The 16,657-nt window shown below is 61.2% G+C and carries 15 protein-coding genes; 11 read left to right on the top strand and 4 right to left on the bottom strand.

Annotated elements, in window-relative coordinates; genetic code table 11:
* Window positions 1–314 precede the first annotated feature (314 nt).
* The gene (locus tag AC1Q9F_RS12710; RefSeq protein ID WP_127796839.1) at window positions 315–1,808 is read right to left on the bottom strand and encodes a CoA-acylating methylmalonate-semialdehyde dehydrogenase; all 1,494 of its coding nucleotides are present in this window, start codon (window positions 1,806–1,808) and stop codon (window positions 315–317) included.
* Between the two features lie 76 nt (window positions 1,809–1,884).
* Window positions 1,885–3,234 carry an omega-aminotransferase AptA gene (gene aptA, locus AC1Q9F_RS12715; protein WP_007958518.1) on the bottom strand — a complete coding sequence of 450 codons (1,350 nt, stop codon included), beginning with the start codon at window positions 3,232–3,234 and terminating at the stop codon, window positions 1,885–1,887.
* A gap of 139 nt (window positions 3,235–3,373) precedes the next feature.
* Here aptA and AC1Q9F_RS12720 point away from each other — a divergent pair, with 139 nt between their 5' ends.
* The 6 genes from AC1Q9F_RS12720 (at window position 3,374) to AC1Q9F_RS12745 (ending at window position 9,763) form a co-directional block, all read left to right on the top strand.
* Complete coding sequence (locus tag AC1Q9F_RS12720; protein ID WP_492620196.1) at window positions 3,374–4,294, top strand: LysR family transcriptional regulator; 921 nt, start codon at window positions 3,374–3,376, stop codon at window positions 4,292–4,294.
* Window positions 4,295–4,389: 95 nt separating this feature from the next.
* Entirely contained in the window at window positions 4,390–5,040 is a 651-nt protein-coding gene (locus tag AC1Q9F_RS12725) for a TetR/AcrR family transcriptional regulator (protein ID WP_011332324.1), read from the top strand.
* An 8-nt stretch (window positions 5,041–5,048) separates the two neighbouring features.
* Window positions 5,049–5,630, top strand: coding sequence for an IMPACT family protein (locus AC1Q9F_RS12730; protein ID WP_492620195.1), 582 nt, complete (start codon window positions 5,049–5,051; stop codon window positions 5,628–5,630).
* Window positions 5,631–6,167: 537 nt separating this feature from the next.
* A complete protein-coding gene (locus AC1Q9F_RS12735; protein WP_492620194.1) occupies window positions 6,168–7,718 on the top strand; it encodes an ABC transporter ATP-binding protein in 1,551 nt (516 codons plus the stop codon).
* A 12-nt stretch (window positions 7,719–7,730) separates the two neighbouring features.
* Complete coding sequence (locus tag AC1Q9F_RS12740; protein ID WP_492620193.1) at window positions 7,731–8,837, top strand: ABC transporter permease; 1,107 nt, start codon at window positions 7,731–7,733, stop codon at window positions 8,835–8,837.
* Window positions 8,837–9,763: an ABC transporter permease gene (locus AC1Q9F_RS12745; RefSeq protein ID WP_085609257.1), complete on the top strand. Its 927-nt coding sequence runs from the start codon at window positions 8,837–8,839 to the stop codon at window positions 9,761–9,763. Before AC1Q9F_RS12740 ends, AC1Q9F_RS12745 begins: the two co-directional genes overlap by 1 nt.
* On the opposite strand, the gene AC1Q9F_RS12750 is transcribed toward AC1Q9F_RS12745, so the two are convergent.
* The gene (locus tag AC1Q9F_RS12750) at window positions 9,760–10,176 is read right to left on the bottom strand and encodes a hypothetical protein (RefSeq protein WP_492620192.1); all 417 of its coding nucleotides are present in this window, start codon (window positions 10,174–10,176) and stop codon (window positions 9,760–9,762) included. The genes AC1Q9F_RS12745 and AC1Q9F_RS12750 overlap by 4 nt on opposite strands.
* A gap of 83 nt (window positions 10,177–10,259) precedes the next feature.
* Here AC1Q9F_RS12750 and AC1Q9F_RS12755 point away from each other — a divergent pair, with 83 nt between their 5' ends.
* The 3 genes from AC1Q9F_RS12755 (at window position 10,260) to AC1Q9F_RS12765 (ending at window position 12,875) form a co-directional block, all read left to right on the top strand.
* Complete coding sequence (locus AC1Q9F_RS12755) at window positions 10,260–10,610, top strand: MerR family DNA-binding transcriptional regulator (RefSeq protein ID WP_492620191.1); 351 nt, start codon at window positions 10,260–10,262, stop codon at window positions 10,608–10,610.
* 36 nt (window positions 10,611–10,646) lie between these two features.
* The gene (locus tag AC1Q9F_RS12760; protein ID WP_492620202.1) at window positions 10,647–11,333 is read left to right on the top strand and encodes an SDR family oxidoreductase; all 687 of its coding nucleotides are present in this window, start codon (window positions 10,647–10,649) and stop codon (window positions 11,331–11,333) included.
* Between the two features lie 183 nt (window positions 11,334–11,516).
* Entirely contained in the window at window positions 11,517–12,875 is a 1,359-nt protein-coding gene (locus tag AC1Q9F_RS12765) for an 8-oxoguanine deaminase (RefSeq protein ID WP_492620190.1), read from the top strand.
* A gap of 151 nt (window positions 12,876–13,026) precedes the next feature.
* Here AC1Q9F_RS12765 and AC1Q9F_RS12770 read toward each other — a convergent pair whose 3' ends face one another.
* Complete coding sequence (locus tag AC1Q9F_RS12770; protein WP_492620189.1) at window positions 13,027–14,118, bottom strand: calcium:cation antiporter; 1,092 nt, start codon at window positions 14,116–14,118, stop codon at window positions 13,027–13,029.
* Between the two features lie 287 nt (window positions 14,119–14,405).
* Here AC1Q9F_RS12770 and AC1Q9F_RS12775 point away from each other — a divergent pair, with 287 nt between their 5' ends.
* Both AC1Q9F_RS12775 and AC1Q9F_RS12780 read left to right on the top strand, forming a co-directional pair.
* Window positions 14,406–15,479 (top strand): BMP family ABC transporter substrate-binding protein, encoded by a 1,074-nt coding sequence (locus AC1Q9F_RS12775; protein ID WP_262161739.1) that lies wholly within the window; start codon window positions 14,406–14,408, stop codon window positions 15,477–15,479.
* A gap of 153 nt (window positions 15,480–15,632) precedes the next feature.
* A complete protein-coding gene (locus AC1Q9F_RS12780; RefSeq protein WP_492620188.1) occupies window positions 15,633–16,598 on the top strand; it encodes a 2-oxoglutarate and iron-dependent oxygenase domain-containing protein in 966 nt (321 codons plus the stop codon).
* The last annotated feature ends 59 nt before the right edge of the window (window positions 16,599–16,657 follow it).

The raw sequence follows: 16,657 nt of genomic DNA on the forward strand, positions 1-16,657 counted from the left end.
TACACGCTGCTGTCAACACCTCTTTTTCTCCGCTTTCGACCGAGAAGATCGAACCGTTGAAAGCGCCAAGTAAACCGGCATTTCCAACTCCTTCCAGGCCTCGATGAACTGAAGCGACCCGCCTTCGAAACCTACTTAACTCATTGAATCTCAAGGAGTTTTCCGTTTCGACTGCGCCGGAAGTGGGGCGAATTATAGAGACTCAGAATCTGCCGTCAACCCTTATTTTCATAAAACTGTCATATCGGTCAAAAAAGCCCCGAAACGCGAAGGCCGACCTTAAAAGGTCGGCCTTCTTTGCACTGCCCTTCTACTTACAAGCTAGGGAAAGCGAATTGCGAAGCCTCATGGCTCGCACGCTGCGGCCAGCGCTGGGTGATCGCCTTGCGACGGGTATAGAAGCGCACACCATCCGGACCATAGGCATGCAAGTCGCCGAACAACGAACGCTTCCAGCCACCGAAGCTGTGGTAAGCCACTGGCACCGGCAATGGAACGTTGACGCCGACCATGCCGACTTCGATCTCGTCGCAGAACAGACGCGCCGCTTCACCGTCACGGGTGAAGATGCAGGTGCCGTTGCCGTATTCGTGATCGTTGATCAGCTGCATCGCCTCTTCCAGGCTGTTCACCCGGACGACGCACAGTACCGGCCCGAAGATCTCTTCTTTATAGATGCGCATCTCAGGAGTGACGTTGTCGAACAGGCAGCCACCCAGGAAGAAGCCTTCTTCGTGACCGGCAACGCTCAGACCACGACCGTCGACCACCAGGGTCGCGCCCGCCGCCACGCCGTCTTCGACATAGCCGCTGACCTTGTCGCGCGCCTGACCGGTTACCAGCGGCCCCATGTCCAGACCGCAAGAAGTACCGGCACCGATTTTCAGCGCCTTGATCTGTGGAACCAGTTTGGCCACCAATGCGTCGGCCACCTGATCACCCACACACACGGCCACCGAAATCGCCATGCAGCGTTCGCCGCAGGAACCGTAAGCCGCGCCCATCAGTGCGCTGACCGCATTGTCCAGATCCGCATCCGGCATCAGCACCGCGTGGTTCTTCGCGCCGCCCAGTGCCTGCACGCGTTTACCGCGCTTGGTGCCTTCGGAATAGATGTATTCGGCAATCGGCGTCGAACCCACGAAGCTCAGCGCTTTGACTTCCGGCGCTTCGATCAGAGCGTCCACCGCAGTCTTGTCACCGTGCACCACGCTCAGCACGCCTTTCGGCAGGCCGGCTTCCAGCAGCAGTTGCGCGATCAGCAGGGTCGAGCTCGGATCACGCTCGGACGGCTTGAGGATGAAGCAGTTGCCGCAGACGATCGCCAGCGGATACATCCACAGCGGCACCATCGCCGGGAAGTTGAACGGGGTGATGCCGGCCACCACGCCCAGCGGCTGGAAGTCCGACCACGCATCGATGTTCGGGCCGACGTTGCGGCTGTACTCGCCCTTGAGGATTTCCGGCGCTGCGCAGGCGAACTCGACGTTCTCGATACCGCGCTTCAGTTCACCGGCGGCGTCTTCCAGGGTCTTGCCGTGTTCTTCGCTGATCAATTGCGAGATGCGCGCTTCGTTCTGCTCCAGCAGTTGCTTGAAACGGAACATCACCTGGGCACGTTTGGCCGGTGGCGTGTTGCGCCAGGCCGGGAACGCAGCCTTGGCGGCATCGATGGCGTGCTGGATGGTTTCGCGGCTGGCCAGCGGCAGCTTGTGGATAGCCTGACCGGTGGACGGGTTGAACACATCGACCGCGCGACCGTTCTCGGTCACCAGTTCGCCATTGATCAAATGCGGGATAACGCTCATCGGGGAACTCCTGAATTCTTGTGCGCAGACGCCCGCAAGGACGCCTGCTATTGGCGTATCTATATAGAAGGAAAAATCAGTCGAGCTTGTTCAGCACTTCGCCGACCGCGTCGAACAGACGATCAAGGTCTTGCGGCTTGCTGTTGAAGGTTGGGCCGAACTGCAGGGTGTCGCCGCCGAAGCGCACGTAGAACCCGGCTTTCCACAACGCCATACCGGCTTCGAACGGACGCACGATGGCGTCGCCGTCACGGCCCGCGATCTGGATCGCACCGGCCAGACCGTAGTTACGAATGTCGATGACGTTCTTCGCGCCTTTCAGGCCATGCAGGGCATTTTCGAAATGCGGTGCGACTTCAGCCACGCTCTGCACCAGGTTTTCCTTTTGCAGCAGATCGAGTGCCGCCAGGCCCGCGGCGCAAGCCACCGGATGCGCGGAATAGGTGTAGCCGTGCGGGAATTCCACGGCGTATTCCGGGGTCGGCTGGTTCATGAAGGTCTGATAAATCTCGGAGCTGGCAATCACCGCGCCCATCGGGATCGCGCCGTTGGTGACTTGCTTGGCGATGCACATCAGGTCCGGGGTCACGCCGAAGGTGGTGGCGCCGAACATGGTGCCGGTACGGCCGAAGCCGGTGATCACTTCGTCGAACACCAGCAGGATGTTGTGCTGATCGCAGATTTCACGCAGACGCTTCAGGTACCCCTGTGGCGGAACCAGTACGCCAGCGGAACCGGCCAGAGGCTCAACGAACACCGCAGCGATATTCGAAGCGTCGTGCAGTTCGATCAGCTTCAGCAGCTCATCGGCCAGTGCGATACCGCCCTGCTCCGGCATGCCACGGGAGAACGCATTGCTCGCCAGCAGAGTGTGCGGCAGGTGATCAACATCCATCATCGCCTGACCGAACAGCTTGCGGTTGCCGTTGACGCCGCCGAGGCTGGTGCCGGCGATGTTCACGCCGTGATAGCCACGGGCGCGGCCGATCATTTTGGTCTTGGTCGACTGGCCTTTCAGGCGCCAGTAAGCGCGGACCATTTTCACTGCGGTATCGGCGCACTCGGAACCGGAGTCCGTGAAGAACACGTGGTTAAGGTTGCCCGGCGTCAGGTCGGTGATTTTCTCCGCCAGCTGGAACGACAGCGGATGGCCGTACTGGAAGCCCGGCGAGTAATCGAGAGTGCCCAACTGCTTGGCCACTGCTTCCTGGATTTCCTTGCGGGTATGCCCGGCGCCGCAGGTCCACAGACCGGACAGCGAGTCGTACACCTTGCGGCCCTTGTCGTCGATCAGCCAGCTGCCTTCGGCGCCGACGATCAGGCGCGGGTCGCGCTGGAAGTTGCGGTTGGCGGTGTACGGCATCCAGTGCGCGTCCAGCTTCAGTTGGCTGGCCAGTGGCGACGACGCGTTTTCAGGCATGTTCATCGGGCAAAACCTCACAGGGCAATAAGCTTCAGAGAGATAGAAAGCGTTGTTGCAGCTAAATTGCCACGCGGATAAAGTCGGTGAAATTCAACTCTTCTAACCTTCAGTTAGAACTCTGCTAAACAATGAGAACAACAGCATGAGCAGCCGTCGCCCCGATCCACTGGCCCAGGTCAGTGACTTTGATATTCGCCTGCTGCGAATTTTTCGCAGCGTGGTGGAGTGCGGCGGCTTCTCGGCGGCGGAAACCGTGCTCGGCATCGGTCGCTCGGCGATCAGCCAACAGATGAGCGATCTCGAACAACGCCTCGGTCTGCGCCTGTGCCAACGCGGGCGCGCCGGTTTCTCCCTGACCGAAGAAGGCCGCGAGGTCTATCAATCGGCGTTGCAGCTTTTAAGTGCACTGGAAAGTTTCCGCACCGAGGTCAACGGCCTGCACCAGCACCTGCGCGGCGAATTGATCATTGGCCTGACCGATAACCTCGTCACCCTGCCCCACATGCGCATCACCCACGCGCTCGCGCAATTGAAGGAACGCGGGCCGGACGTGCAGATCCAGATCCGCATGATCGCCCCCAACGAAGTCGAACAAGGCGTACTCGACGGACGCTTGCATGTCGGCGTAGTGCCGCAGGCCAGCGCGTTGTCGGGGCTGGAATACCAACCGCTGTACAGCGAACGTTCGCTGCTCTACTGCGCAGTTGGTCATCCGTTGTTTTACGTCGACGATAAACAGCTGGATGACCAACGCCTCAACAGTCAGGACGCCATCGCCCCGACCTTCCGTTTGCCGGCAGAGATTCAGGCGCACTATCAAGCCCTCAATTGCACCGCCAGCGCTTCCGACCGTGAGGGCATGGCGTTCCTGATTCTGACCGGGCGCTACATCGGCTACCTGCCGGATCACTACGCCAGTCTCTGGGTACAGCAAGGTCGCTTGCGCGCACTCAAGGCCAGTACCCGCTTCTATGATTTGAGCCTGGCCTCGGTCACCCGCAAGGGCCGCCGCCCTCATCTGGTACTGGAAAGCTTTCTCGAAAGCCTCGCCGCCACCCGCTGACGACCGGGGTTTTATTCGCCCGGGGCTTGTCCCGCGCCGGTGGTTGCGCTATCAACGCAACTGGTTGCACCCCACAGACAAACCCGGAAGTGCCTATGACCTTTGAAGTCCCCGCTCACGGCGGCAAACCTGCCAGCCGCATTCGTCAGAAGAACGAAGAGACCATCATCAAAGCCGCCGAAGACGAGTTCGCCCGTCACGGGTACAAAGGCACGAGCATGAACACCATCGCCACCAAGGCCGGACTGCCCAAGGCGAACCTGCATTACTACTTCACGAACAAACTGGGTCTGTACGTGGCGGTGCTGAGCAACATCCTTCAATTGTGGGACAGCACCTTCAACACCCTGACGGCCGAAGACGATCCGGCCGAAGCGCTGACCCGCTACATCCGCGCGAAAATGGAATTCTCCCGTCGCCAGCCGCAAGCATCGCGAATCTTTGCGATGGAAGTGATCAGCGGCGGCGAATGCCTGACCGAATATTTCAACCAGGATTACCGCGCCTGGTTCCAGGGCCGCGCCGGCGTGTTCCAGGCCTGGATCGACGCGGGCAAAATGGACCCGGTCGACCCGGTGCACCTGATCTTCCTGTTGTGGGGCAGCACTCAACATTACGCCGACTTCGCCACCCAGATCTGCCGGGTGACCGGTCGCAGCAAGTTGACCAAACAGGACATGGAAGACGCCGGCAACAATCTGATCCGCATCATCCTCAAGGGCTGCGGCCTCACTTCTTCTATATAAGTCGTTTTATGCCATTCACCCTCAGCGACTTTTGCGAATTCCGCGAAGAGATTCGCAAAAGCCGCTTCATCACCTTCGCCGCGCCGATCGGCAGCGCCGCTGAGGCGCAAGCCTTCATCGAGCAGCACAGCGACTTGAACGCTTCGCACAATTGCTGGGCGTGGAAGCTCGGCGATCAATACCGCAGCAACGACGACGGCGAACCCGGCGGCACTGCCGGTCGGCCGATTCTCGCGGCCATCGAAGCGCAGGACTGCGATCAGGTCGCGGTGCTGGTGATCCGCTGGTACGGCGGCGTTCAACTGGGCACCGGAGGTCTGGCCCGGGCCTATGGCGGCGGCGCCAACAAATGCCTGCAAGCAGCGCAGAAGATCGAGTTGATCAGTCGCGTGCCCGTGCGTTGCGCCTGCGCCTTTGGTGAACTGGCGCTGGTGAAGCTGCGGGTCGCGGATCTGGGCGGATTGGTGGTCGAGGAAAACTTCACCGCCAACGGCGTCGAATTGCAACTGGCCGTAGGCGAAGCGCACATCGAGCTGTTGCAGAATCAGTTGGCCGATCTGAGCCGTGGACGAATCCTGCTGCAACGTTGAAGCCCCGCCATTTTTTGGGGCACCAGCCCGTTTGCTTATGCCCGAGACTTGCCCACATCCGCTGTGCACCCGGCTGTGGATAACCTGAGCACAGGATGCTGTAACCCTTCTGTCACGTGGCTTTGCGGGATTTGCTCACTTTTCGTCCAATCGCCCATCACAACGAACAATTTCACGTAAAAACAATCGCTTAGCGTTGTTTATCGCCTTTAGAAGAAAGCCCGGCAGTGCTTATGCCCGGGATTCTGTCTTGCGCACAAATACTGTGGAGCAACCTGTGGATAAGCCGTTCATGGCTGGCGCAGTCGCAGGTTCTGCATGGCTTCGGCGGGGTTGCTCGTTTTTTGATCAGTCAGGTGCGGGCAAAACTGGAGCCTGATCAAAGGCTTTGCCCTCAAGTGGTGCTGCGCAAGACGTCGAATTCATTCCACAGGCTCTACGCCACAGGCTGGCAAACAGCGGTCGCACAGGTTCCTGACTCAATGGCCAGGAAATTGCTTTATCCACAGGCACAACTCCAAGCGACCCGAGCCTGTCATGCCAAACCCCACGTCCACACCGCGCCTGCAACTGCGCCACATCAGCAAACGTTATCCCGGTTGCCTCGCCAATGACGCCATCGACCTGAGCATCGCCCCCGGTGAAATCCACGCGCTGCTCGGTGAAAACGGTGCAGGTAAAAGCACATTGATGAAGATCATCTACGGCGTCACCCAGGCCGATTCGGGGGAGATGCTGTGGCAGGGTCAACCGGTGAGCATGCGTAACCCGGCCCAGGCGCGGCAATTGGGCATAGGCATGGTGTTCCAGCATTTCTCGCTGTTCGAGACCCTGAGCGTGGCGCAGAACATTGCATTGGCGATGGGTGCAGCGGCCGGTTCGCCGAAACAACTGGAGGCGAAAATCCGTGAAGTGTCGCGCCGATATGGCATGGCGCTGGAGCCCCAGCGACTTGTCCACAGCCTGTCGATCGGCGAGCGGCAACGGGTCGAGATCGTTCGCTGCCTGATGCAGGACATTCGCCTGCTGATTCTCGATGAGCCGACCTCGGTGCTCACGCCGCAGGAAGCCGACGAGTTGTTCATCACCCTGCGCCGGCTCGCGGCCGAGGGCTGCAGCATTCTGTTCATCAGCCACAAACTTGGTGAGGTGCGCGCCTTGTGTCACAGCGCCACGGTATTGCGTGGTGGTCGAGTGGCCGGACATTGCTTACCGGCCGACTGCACCGACCGGCAACTGGCGCAATTGATGGTGGGCGACGCCGCGACATTGATCGGCGAGTTCAAGAAGGTCACCGGTGGCGCGGCGTTCCTGCAGGTCAGTGGATTGAACTGGTACAACCCGGATCCCTTCGGCTGCTCCCTGAGCGACATCGATCTGCAGGTGCGCAGCGGTGAAATCGTCGGTATCGCCGGCGTGGCGGGCAACGGTCAGGATGAGTTACTGGCCTTGCTCAGCGGCGAGCAGACACTGCCGCGCGAATCAGCGACAACCATCCGTTTCGGAGAACACGCCGTCTCCGATCAGCACCCGGATGCGCGACGCAAACTCGGCCTGGCGTTCGTCCCCGCCGAACGCCTCGGGCATGGCGCGGTGCCGGACATGAGCCTGGCGGACAACGCCCTGCTCACCGCCTTTCAACAAGGCCTGGTCAGCCACGGCTTGATCGAGCGCGGCAAGGTCGAAACCCTCGCTCAAACGATCATCCAGCGCTTCGGCGTGAAAACCCCGGACACTCAGACCGCCGCCCGCACCCTGTCCGGCGGCAACCTGCAGAAATTCATCCTCGGCCGGGAAATCCTCCAGCAACCGAAACTGCTGATCGCCGCGCACCCGACCTGGGGCGTGGATGTCGGCGCGGCGACCACCATCCACCGCGCGCTGATTGCCCTGCGCGATGCCGGGGCGGCGATTCTGGTGATCTCTGAAGACCTCGACGAACTGTTCCAGATCAGCGACCGCCTCGGCGCGCTGTGCGGCGGGCGCCTGTCGGCGTTGCAGGACACGGCGCAAACCCGCCTCAGCGACGTCGGCGGCTGGATGGCCGGCCAGTTCGACACCCCTCAATCACAACCGGCCACGATTTAACGGAGTTTCCCCATGTTGCTTTCTCTCGAACCCCGTGGCCGGCAATCGCGCCTGATGCTGTGGTGCTCGCCGGTGCTGGCGGCGACGCTGACGCTGGTGTGCGGATCTTTGCTGTTCATCGCCCTTGGCCACGATCCGCTGAAGACTTTGCACACGTTGTTGATCGCCCCTGTCAGCGACCTGTACGGCGTCTCCGAACTGCTGGTCAAAACCCTGCCGATCCTGTTGTGTGCGCTGGGCCTGGCAGTGGCCTATCAGGCGCGGATCTGGAACATCGGCGCCGAAGGCCAGTTGCTGCTCGGTGCATTGGCCGGTAGTGCGCTGGCGGTGAACATCATCGATATGCAGAGCCGCTGGGCGCTGGTGCTGATCCTGCTCACCGGCACCCTCGCCGGCGCTGCGTGGGCCGGGCTCACCGCCTGGTTGCGCACACGCTTCAATGCCAACGAAATCCTCACCAGCATCATGCTCAATTACATCGCCCTGAACCTGTTGCTGTTTTGCGTACACGGGCCGCTGAAAGATCCGGCCGGATTCAATTTTCCCGAGTCGGCGATGTTCAGTGATGCCAGCCGCCTGCCGCTGTTGATGGAGGATGGTCGGGCGCACATAGGCGTGTATTTCGCCTTGCTCGCGCTGGTCGCGGTGTGGGTGTTGCTGCAGAAAAGCTTCGTCGGTTTCCAGATCAAGGTGCTGGGGCTGGACAAGCGTGCGGCAGGATTCGTCGGGTTTCGCGAGAAGCGTCTGATCTGGCTCGCACTGCTGATCAGTGGTGGATTGGCCGGGCTCGCCGGTGTCTGCGAAGTCACCGGGCCGATCGGCCAACTGGTGCCGCAGGTCTCGCCGGGCTACGGCTATGCGGCGATCACCGTGGCGTTTCTCGGGCGGCTGAATCCGATCGGGATTCTGTTTTCCAGCCTGTTGATGGCGCTGCTGTACATCGGTGGCGAGAGCGCGCAGATGACGTTGAATCTGCCGCAGGCGATCACCCAATTGTTCCAGGGAATGATGCTGTTTTTCCTGCTGGCCTGTGACGTGCTGATCCTCTATCGGCCACGCCTGAACCTGCGCTGGGTGCGGCGCACTTCTACCACCGCCGTAACCGCCGGAGCGCTGTGATGGATATCGATCTGCTGAGCAATATTTTCTACGCCATGGTGCGTTGCGGTACGCCCCTGCTGCTGGTGGCGTTGGGTGAATTGATCTGCGAGAAGAGCGGCGTACTCAACCTCGGTCAGGAAGGCATGATGCTGTTCGGTGCGGTGATCGGTTTCATCGTCGCGTTCAACAGCGGCAACCTTTGGTTGGGCGTGGTATTGGCGATGCTCGCCGGGATGCTGTTGTCGTCGCTGTTTGCCCTGGTGGCGCTGGTGTTCAACGCCAATCAGGTGGCGACCGGGCTGGCGCTGACGATTTTTGGCGTGGGCCTGTCGACCTTTGTCGGCGCGGCGTGGGTTGGCAAACCGCTGGCGGGATTCGAGCCGCTGGCGATTCCTTACTTGAGCGAAATCCCGCTGATCGGCCGCATGCTGTTTGCCCAGGATCTGCTGGTGTACCTGTCGTTCGCGCTGTTTGCGCTGGTGGCGTGGGTGATCGTCAAAAGCCGTGTCGGGCTGATCATTCAAGCAGTCGGCGAGAATCCTGATGCGGCCAGTGCCATGGGCTTGCCGGTGCTGACCGTGCGCACCCTGGCGGTGTTGTTCGGCGGCGCGATGGCCGGACTGGCCGGGGCTTATCTGTCGCTGGCGTACACGCCGATGTGGGCCGAGAACATGACCGCCGGACGCGGCTGGATCGCGCTGGCGCTGGTGGTGTTCGCCAGTTGGCGGGTGTGGCGGTTGTTGCTCGGCGCGTATCTGTTCGGACTCGCCAGCATCCTGCACCTGGTGGCGCAGGGGTTGGGGCTGGCGATTCCTTCGAGTCTGCTGGCGATGCTGCCGTATGTCGCGACGATTCTGGTGCTGGTGTTGTTGTCGCGGGATGCTGTGCGTACGCGGTTGTATGCACCGGTATCACTGGGACAGCCGTGGCAGGCCGGACACTAAGCCGTGACGGCTCGCGACAGCGGCCGAACCGGCAACACCTGAGCAATGCCCCACGCCAGTTCGAAGACCAGAAACCCCATCAGCAACGAACTGGCGCCGTGGGCCAGGGCATACGCCTGCCACGCGGCGAACAGAAACCGCGCCACCGCGTCATAGCGCCCATAAACCGGCTGCGGATCACGAATCCGCAGCACGGCCCAAACACAAACCACCGAACCCAACAGATTCGCCATCAACATGTGCACTGGTTCGAACGCCGGCAGCTCACCGGGCAGATCCAGCGCCTGACTCAACGCCGTCAACAAACCATGCAACGCGGCAAAGCTCCACGGCGTGACAAACGCTGCCGTCACGATCAAGTCATACCAGGCGCTGCCGCGCACCAACCGCCGATACTGTGTTGAAGTCCACATCATCCTTGCTCCGAAAATTCAGGGAGCAACCACGGTAAAGCCTGGAGTATGCTCCAGGGTCAAACACTTTCGAGATCTCCGGAATGCGCATTGGTGAGTTGGCCCAAGCCTGCGATGTCAGCCGTGACACGCTGCGTTTCTACGAGGAACGCGGATTGATCGCGGCGCAACGCAGCGCCAACGGTTATCGCGACTATCCACCGGAGATGGCGCAACTGGTGCTCTACATCAAGACTGCGCAGCGTCTGGGTTTTACCCTCGGCGAGATTGGCAGCAGCGTGGGCGCGTTGTGGCAATCGCCCAACCCCGACTCAGCCGTCACGCAATTGCTGCAAGACAAACTCAAACTGATCGAAACCCGCATGGCCGAACTCGGCGAGCTGCGCCACGAATTGCAGCAACGGCTCGGTCAACGCTGTCCATTGAACCCGTGATCTTTCAACTTTCAAGGAAAGCCAATCATGTCCGCACTGAATCCTGCCAAGCACGCACTGATCATCGGCGCCTCCCGGGGCCTGGGCCTGGGTCTGGTGAAAACCCTGCTGGCCGACGGCTGGCGAGTCACCGCCACGGTTCGCAACCCGTCGAACGCCGAGGCGCTGAAAGCACTGGGCAACGTGCAAGTCGAAAAGCTCGACATGGACGACCAGCAAGCGGTAATCGCCTTGAGCCAGCAGCTCAAGGGCGAGACCTTCGACCTGTTGTTCGTCAACGCCGGGGTCAAAGGCCCTGAAGTGCAGACGCCGGGCGGCGCGACGCTGGCGGAAGTCGGCCAACTGTTCTTCACCAACGCGGTGGCGCCGATCAATCTGGCCCAACGTTTCGTCGGGCAGATCCGCGACGGCAGCGGCGTACTGGCGTTCATGAGCTCGGTGCTCGGCAGCGTGACCATGCCCGACGCGCCGGAACTGGCGCTGTACAAGGCCAGCAAGGCGGCGCTGAACTCGATGACCAACAGCTTCGTCACGCAGCTGGGCGAGCAGAAACTCACCGTGCTGTCGCTGCATCCGGGCTGGGTGAAAACCGACATGGGCGGCGAAGGTGCCGACATCGACGTGGAGACCAGCACCCGTGGCCTGGTGGATCAGGTCGATGCGTTTGCCGGCAAGGGCGGCCATCACTTCGTGAACTACAAGGGTGAAACCATTCCCTGGTGATCGCTGGACCCTGTGGGGGCTTACTCCCACAGGGTTATCCCGGTGTCTGGTCGGGTTGGGCTTGCCCGTCGCAACATTTTGTTCGAAACTCCGCACCTCGTCCTTCGCGGCGACCCTGGATCAGCAGACAGGGCAACACTGAGCTGGCAACCCTGAACCCAACTTTCAGAGGAGCCGGCCACAATGCCTGCGACCCGTATCTGGTTAAAAAATCCCCTCGCCATTTTCACGGCCAACGGTCTCGATGCCCGTGGTGGTCTGGTGCTGCAAGACGGTGTAATCACCGAAGTGCTCGGCGCCGGCCAGCAACCTTCCGCCCCATGCAATGAAGTGTTCGACGCCCGTGAGCACGTGATCCTGCCGGGTCTGATCAACACCCATCACCACTTCTATCAGACCCTGACCCGCGCCTGGGCGCCGGTGGTCAACCAGCCGTTGTTCCCGTGGCTGAAAACCCTGTACCCGGTCTGGGCGCGCCTGACGCCTGAAAAACTCGCCCTCGCCACCAAAGTCGCGCTGGCCGAGTTGCTGTTGTCGGGTTGCACCACCGCTGCCGACCACCATTACCTGTTCCCGGACGGTCTGGAAAACGCCATCGACGTGCAAGTCGAAACCGTGCGCGAACTGGGCATGCGCGCCATGCTCACCCGCGGCTCGATGAGCCTCGGCGAGAAGGACGGCGGCCTGCCTCCGCAGCAGACCGTGCAGGAAGGCCAGGTGATTCTCGACGACAGCCAGCGGCTGATTCACGAGTACCACGAACGTGGTGACGGCGCACAAATCCAGATCGCTCTGGCGCCGTGCTCGCCGTTCTCGGTGACCCCGGAAATCATGTCCGCCAGCGCCGAACTGGCGAACAAACTCGATGTGCGTCTGCACACTCACCTCGCCGAAACCCTCGACGAAGAAGATTTCTGCCTGCAACGCTTCGGCCTGCGCACTGTGGATTATCTGGACAGCGTCGGCTGGCTCGGCCCGCGTACGTGGCTGGCCCACGGCATCCATTTCAACCCCGACGAGATTGCCCGCCTCGGCGCGGCCGGCACCGGCATCTGCCATTGCCCGAGCTCGAACATGCGTCTGGCGTCCGGCATCTGCCCGAGCATCGACCTGACTGATGCCGGCGCATTGTTCGGTCTCGGTGTGGATGGTTCGGCGTCCAACGATGCCTCGAACATGATCCTCGAAGCGCGTCAGGCTCTGTACATCCAGCGCTTGCGTTATGGCGCCGAGAAGATCACCCCGGAACGCGTGCTGGGCTGGGCGACCAAGGGCTCGGCGAGCCTGTTGGGCCGCACCGATATCGGTGAACTGGCGGTGGGCAAGCAGGCGGATCTGGCGTTGTTCAAGCTCGATGAGCTGCGCTTCTCAGGCAGCCATGACCCGATCTCGGCGTTGCTGTTGTGCGGCGCGGATCGCGCGGATCGGGTGATGGTCGGCGGCAAGTGGCGTGTGGTTGACGGGCAGGTTGAAGGGCTGGATCTCAAAGGCCTGATTGCCGATCACAGCCAGGCGGCTCGGCAGTTGATCGCCGGCACCTGATCTCCCCCCCTGATCGTTCCCACGCTCCGCGTGGGAATGCATACCGGGACGCTCTGCGTCCCAGCGTAGGACGCGGAGCGTCTTTTGCGGCATTCCCACGCAGACGGTTAGACGCCTCGACGTGGGAACGATCTGTCGGTGCTGGTCGCTCTCAGAGGCCCAGCAGCGACAACATGATGAACGTCGCAAACAGCACAAAATGGGTCATGCCCTCAATCGCATTGGTCTCCCCGTCATTGAGGTTGATCGCGCTGACAATCAGCGTGATGAAGATCATCACCGTCTGCACCGGCGTCATCGCCATCTGAAACGGCTGCCCCGTATAGAGCGCCATCGCCTCCATCACCGGCACCGTCAAAATTACCGTCGATAACGAAGCGCCCATCGCAATGTTGACCACCGACTGCATCCGGTTGGCCAACGCCGCACGCAACGCGGTCAGAATCTCCGGCGCTGCCGAAATCGCTGCCACCAGAATCGCCGTGATCACCGGCGGTGCGCCCGTCCCTTCCAGGCCCAGATCGAGGGTCTTGGACATCACCTCGGCCAGTGCACCGATCACCACCACACCGAACACCAGAATGCCGATCGACAGCGCCAGGCTGACCGGTTTCGGCTCTTCTTCCACGGGCTCTTTCTTGCGGCGTTTGTCCGGGTAGCTGTAGCTGAAAAAATAGCTGTGCGGCCCGACCTGCATGCGCAGGAACAACGTATAAAGCACCACCATCGCGCCGATGGTGAACGCCGAATAGATTTTCCAGTTGGCCTCGGGAATGAACTCCGGCACCACCATCGACACGCCCATGGCGGTGAGGATCATCACGCTGTAACTGCGGGCCGAATCGTCGTTGTAGGACTGCTCGCCATGCTTGATCCCGCCCATCAGCGCGGCGAGGCCGAGGATGCCGTTGATGTCGAGCATCACCGCCGAATAGATCGTGTCGCGTACCAGTGTCGGCGAGGCTTCGTTGCTCATCATGATCGCCAGGATCACCACTTCCACCAGCACCGCGGCGAGGGTCAGGATCATCGTGCCGTACGGGTCGCCGACTTTTTCCGCGAGCAGTTCGGCCTGATGGGCGACCCGCATCGAGGCGGCGACGATGAAGGCGATCAGCACTAGCCCGGCCGTCAGCGCTACGATCTGGCCGCTGTGCAACAACCAGTGCTCCAGCGGATATGCGACAAGAGCGGCGATCAGGGCCAGCAGCAGAAAGCTTTCTTGCTTGAGGATCGTGAGCATGGCGGGCCTTTTGGCGCAGGGGTTCGAATGAGCTACTGACTGCGGGGCGGCGCTAATGGTTCGTTACACCTTAGCGCACCAGTGGATGGCGTCGGTGTACGGGCATGCACTTTTTTCGGCCCGGCCGGCCTCATCGCGAGCAGGCTCGCTCCCACAGGGATCGCGGTGCTTTTGTGGGAGCGAGCTTGCTCGCGAAGGCCTCGCCGCGATTTCGACTCGATTTGTTGTCCGCTTGGTCAGCCTTTTGCATTGCCCTCCCCACACACAACAAAAGGGAGTTCGCGTTCATGCAAAAACGTCCACTGCAAACACTGCTGTGCATCGCCATGGGCCTTGGCCTCAGCCTGAGCGCCAGTGCCGCCGATCCACTGAAAGTCGGCTTCGTCTACATCGGCCCCATCGGCGACCACGGCTGGACGTATCAGCATGAACAGGGGCGCAAGGCGCTGGCGGAAAAACTCGGTTCGCAGATCACCACCAACTACGTGGAAAACGTCGCCGAAGGTGCCGACGCCGAGCGGGTGATCCGCAACATGGCCAAGGACAACTACGACCTGATCTTCACCACCTCTTTCGGCTACATGAACCCGACGGTGAAAGTCGCCAAACAGTTTCCCAAGGTGACCTTCGAACACGCCACCGGCTACAAGCAGGACAAGAACCTCGGCACCTATCTCGCACGCACCTACGAGGGTCGTTACGTCGGCGGTTTCCTCGCGGCGAAGATGACCAAAACCAAAAAGATCGGCTACGTCGCCTCGTTCCCGATCCCCGAAGTAATCCGCGATATCAACGCCATCCAGCTGGCCCTGAACAAGTACAACCCCGGCACCGAGATCAAAGTGGTGTGGGTCAACTCGTGGTTCGACCCGGGCAAAGAGGCTGACGCCGCCAACGCGCTGATCGATCAGGGCGTGGACGTGGTGTTCCAGCACACCGACAGCCCGGCGCCGATTCAGGCTGCCGAGCGGCGTGGTGTGTATGCCGTGGGCTACGCTTCGGACATGGCGCACTTCGGGCCGAAAGCGGTGCTGACCTCGATCGTCAACGACTGGGCGCCGCACTACATTCAGGCGACCCAGAGCGTGATCGACCACAACTGGAAATCCCAGGACTACTGGGGCGGGCTGAAGGAAGGCACAGTCGAACTGCCGATCAGCGATCTGGTGCCGGCACCGGTGAAGGCCGAAGCCGAGCAGATCATTGCGGACATCAAGAGCGGCGCCCTGCAACCGTTCACCGGGCCGATCAAGGATCAGGCCGGCGTCGAGAAAATCCCGGCGGGGGTGAGCGCCACCAACGCCGAACTGGCGTCGATGAATTACTACGTCGAAGGCATGAAGGCCGAGATGCCGAAGTAATCACCTCCAGCCACAAACCTGTCCTGATCGTTCCCACGCTCTGCGTGGGAACGCCTCAATGGACGCTCTGCGTCCTCTTTCGGAAGGGACGCGGAGCGTCCCGGGCTGCATTCCCACGCGGAGCGTGGGAACGATCATTAAAGAGCATTCGAAATGAACCAACTTCCGATCATCGACATCTCGCCGCTCTACTCCGACGACCAGAACGCCTGGCTCGCCGTCGCCGAACAGATCGACCACGCCTGCCGCGAATGGGGCTTTTTCTACATCAAGGGCCACCCGATTTCTGCGCAGCGCATCGAATCCCTGCTCGATCACGCCCAGCGCTTCTTTGCGCAACCGACAGAAGAAAAACTCAAGATCGACATCACCCAGACCGTCCATCATCGCGGCTACGGCGCCATCGCCACCGAACAGCTCGACCCGGACAAACCCAGCGACCTCAAGGAAACCTTCGACATGGGCCTGCACCTGCCGGCCGATCACCCCGAGGTGCTGGCGGAAAAACCCTTGCGTGGCCCCAACCGTCATCCGGCCATTCCCGGCTGGGAAGCGCTGATGGAGCAGCATTACCTCGACATGCAGGCGCTCGCGCAAACCCTGCTGCGGGCAATGACTCTGGCGCTGGGCATCGAGCGCGACTTCTTCGACACACGCTTCAACGAGCCGGTCAGCGTGCTGCGGATGATCCATTACCCGCCGCGCCACACCGCCAGTTCTGCCGAGCAGCAAGGTGCCGGCGCGCACACCGATTACGGCTGCATCACGCTGCTGTATCAGGACGCGGCCGGCGGCTTGCAGGTGAAAAACGTCAAAGGCCAGTGGATCGACGCACCACCCATCGACGGCACCTTCGTGGTCAACCTCGGCGACATGATGGCGCGCTGGAGCAACGACCGTTATCGCTCGACCCCGCACCGGGTCATCAGCCCGCTCGGCGTGGATCGCTACTCGATGCCGTTCTTCGCCGAACCGCACCCGGACACGCGCATCGAGTGCCTGCCCGGTTGCCAGGACGCACAGCATCCGGCGAAATATCCGACCACCACCTGCGCCGAATTCCTGCTGTCACGCTTCGCCGATACCTACGCCTATCGACGGGAGCAGGAAGCGGTGTGATGGATCGGTTGGTCAGGTTTTGCCAATTGTTTCGGCGGGCATCTGTAGAATGCCGTCAT

It is taken from the genome of Pseudomonas sp. GW823-FHT04A03, from assembly GCF_058796615.1.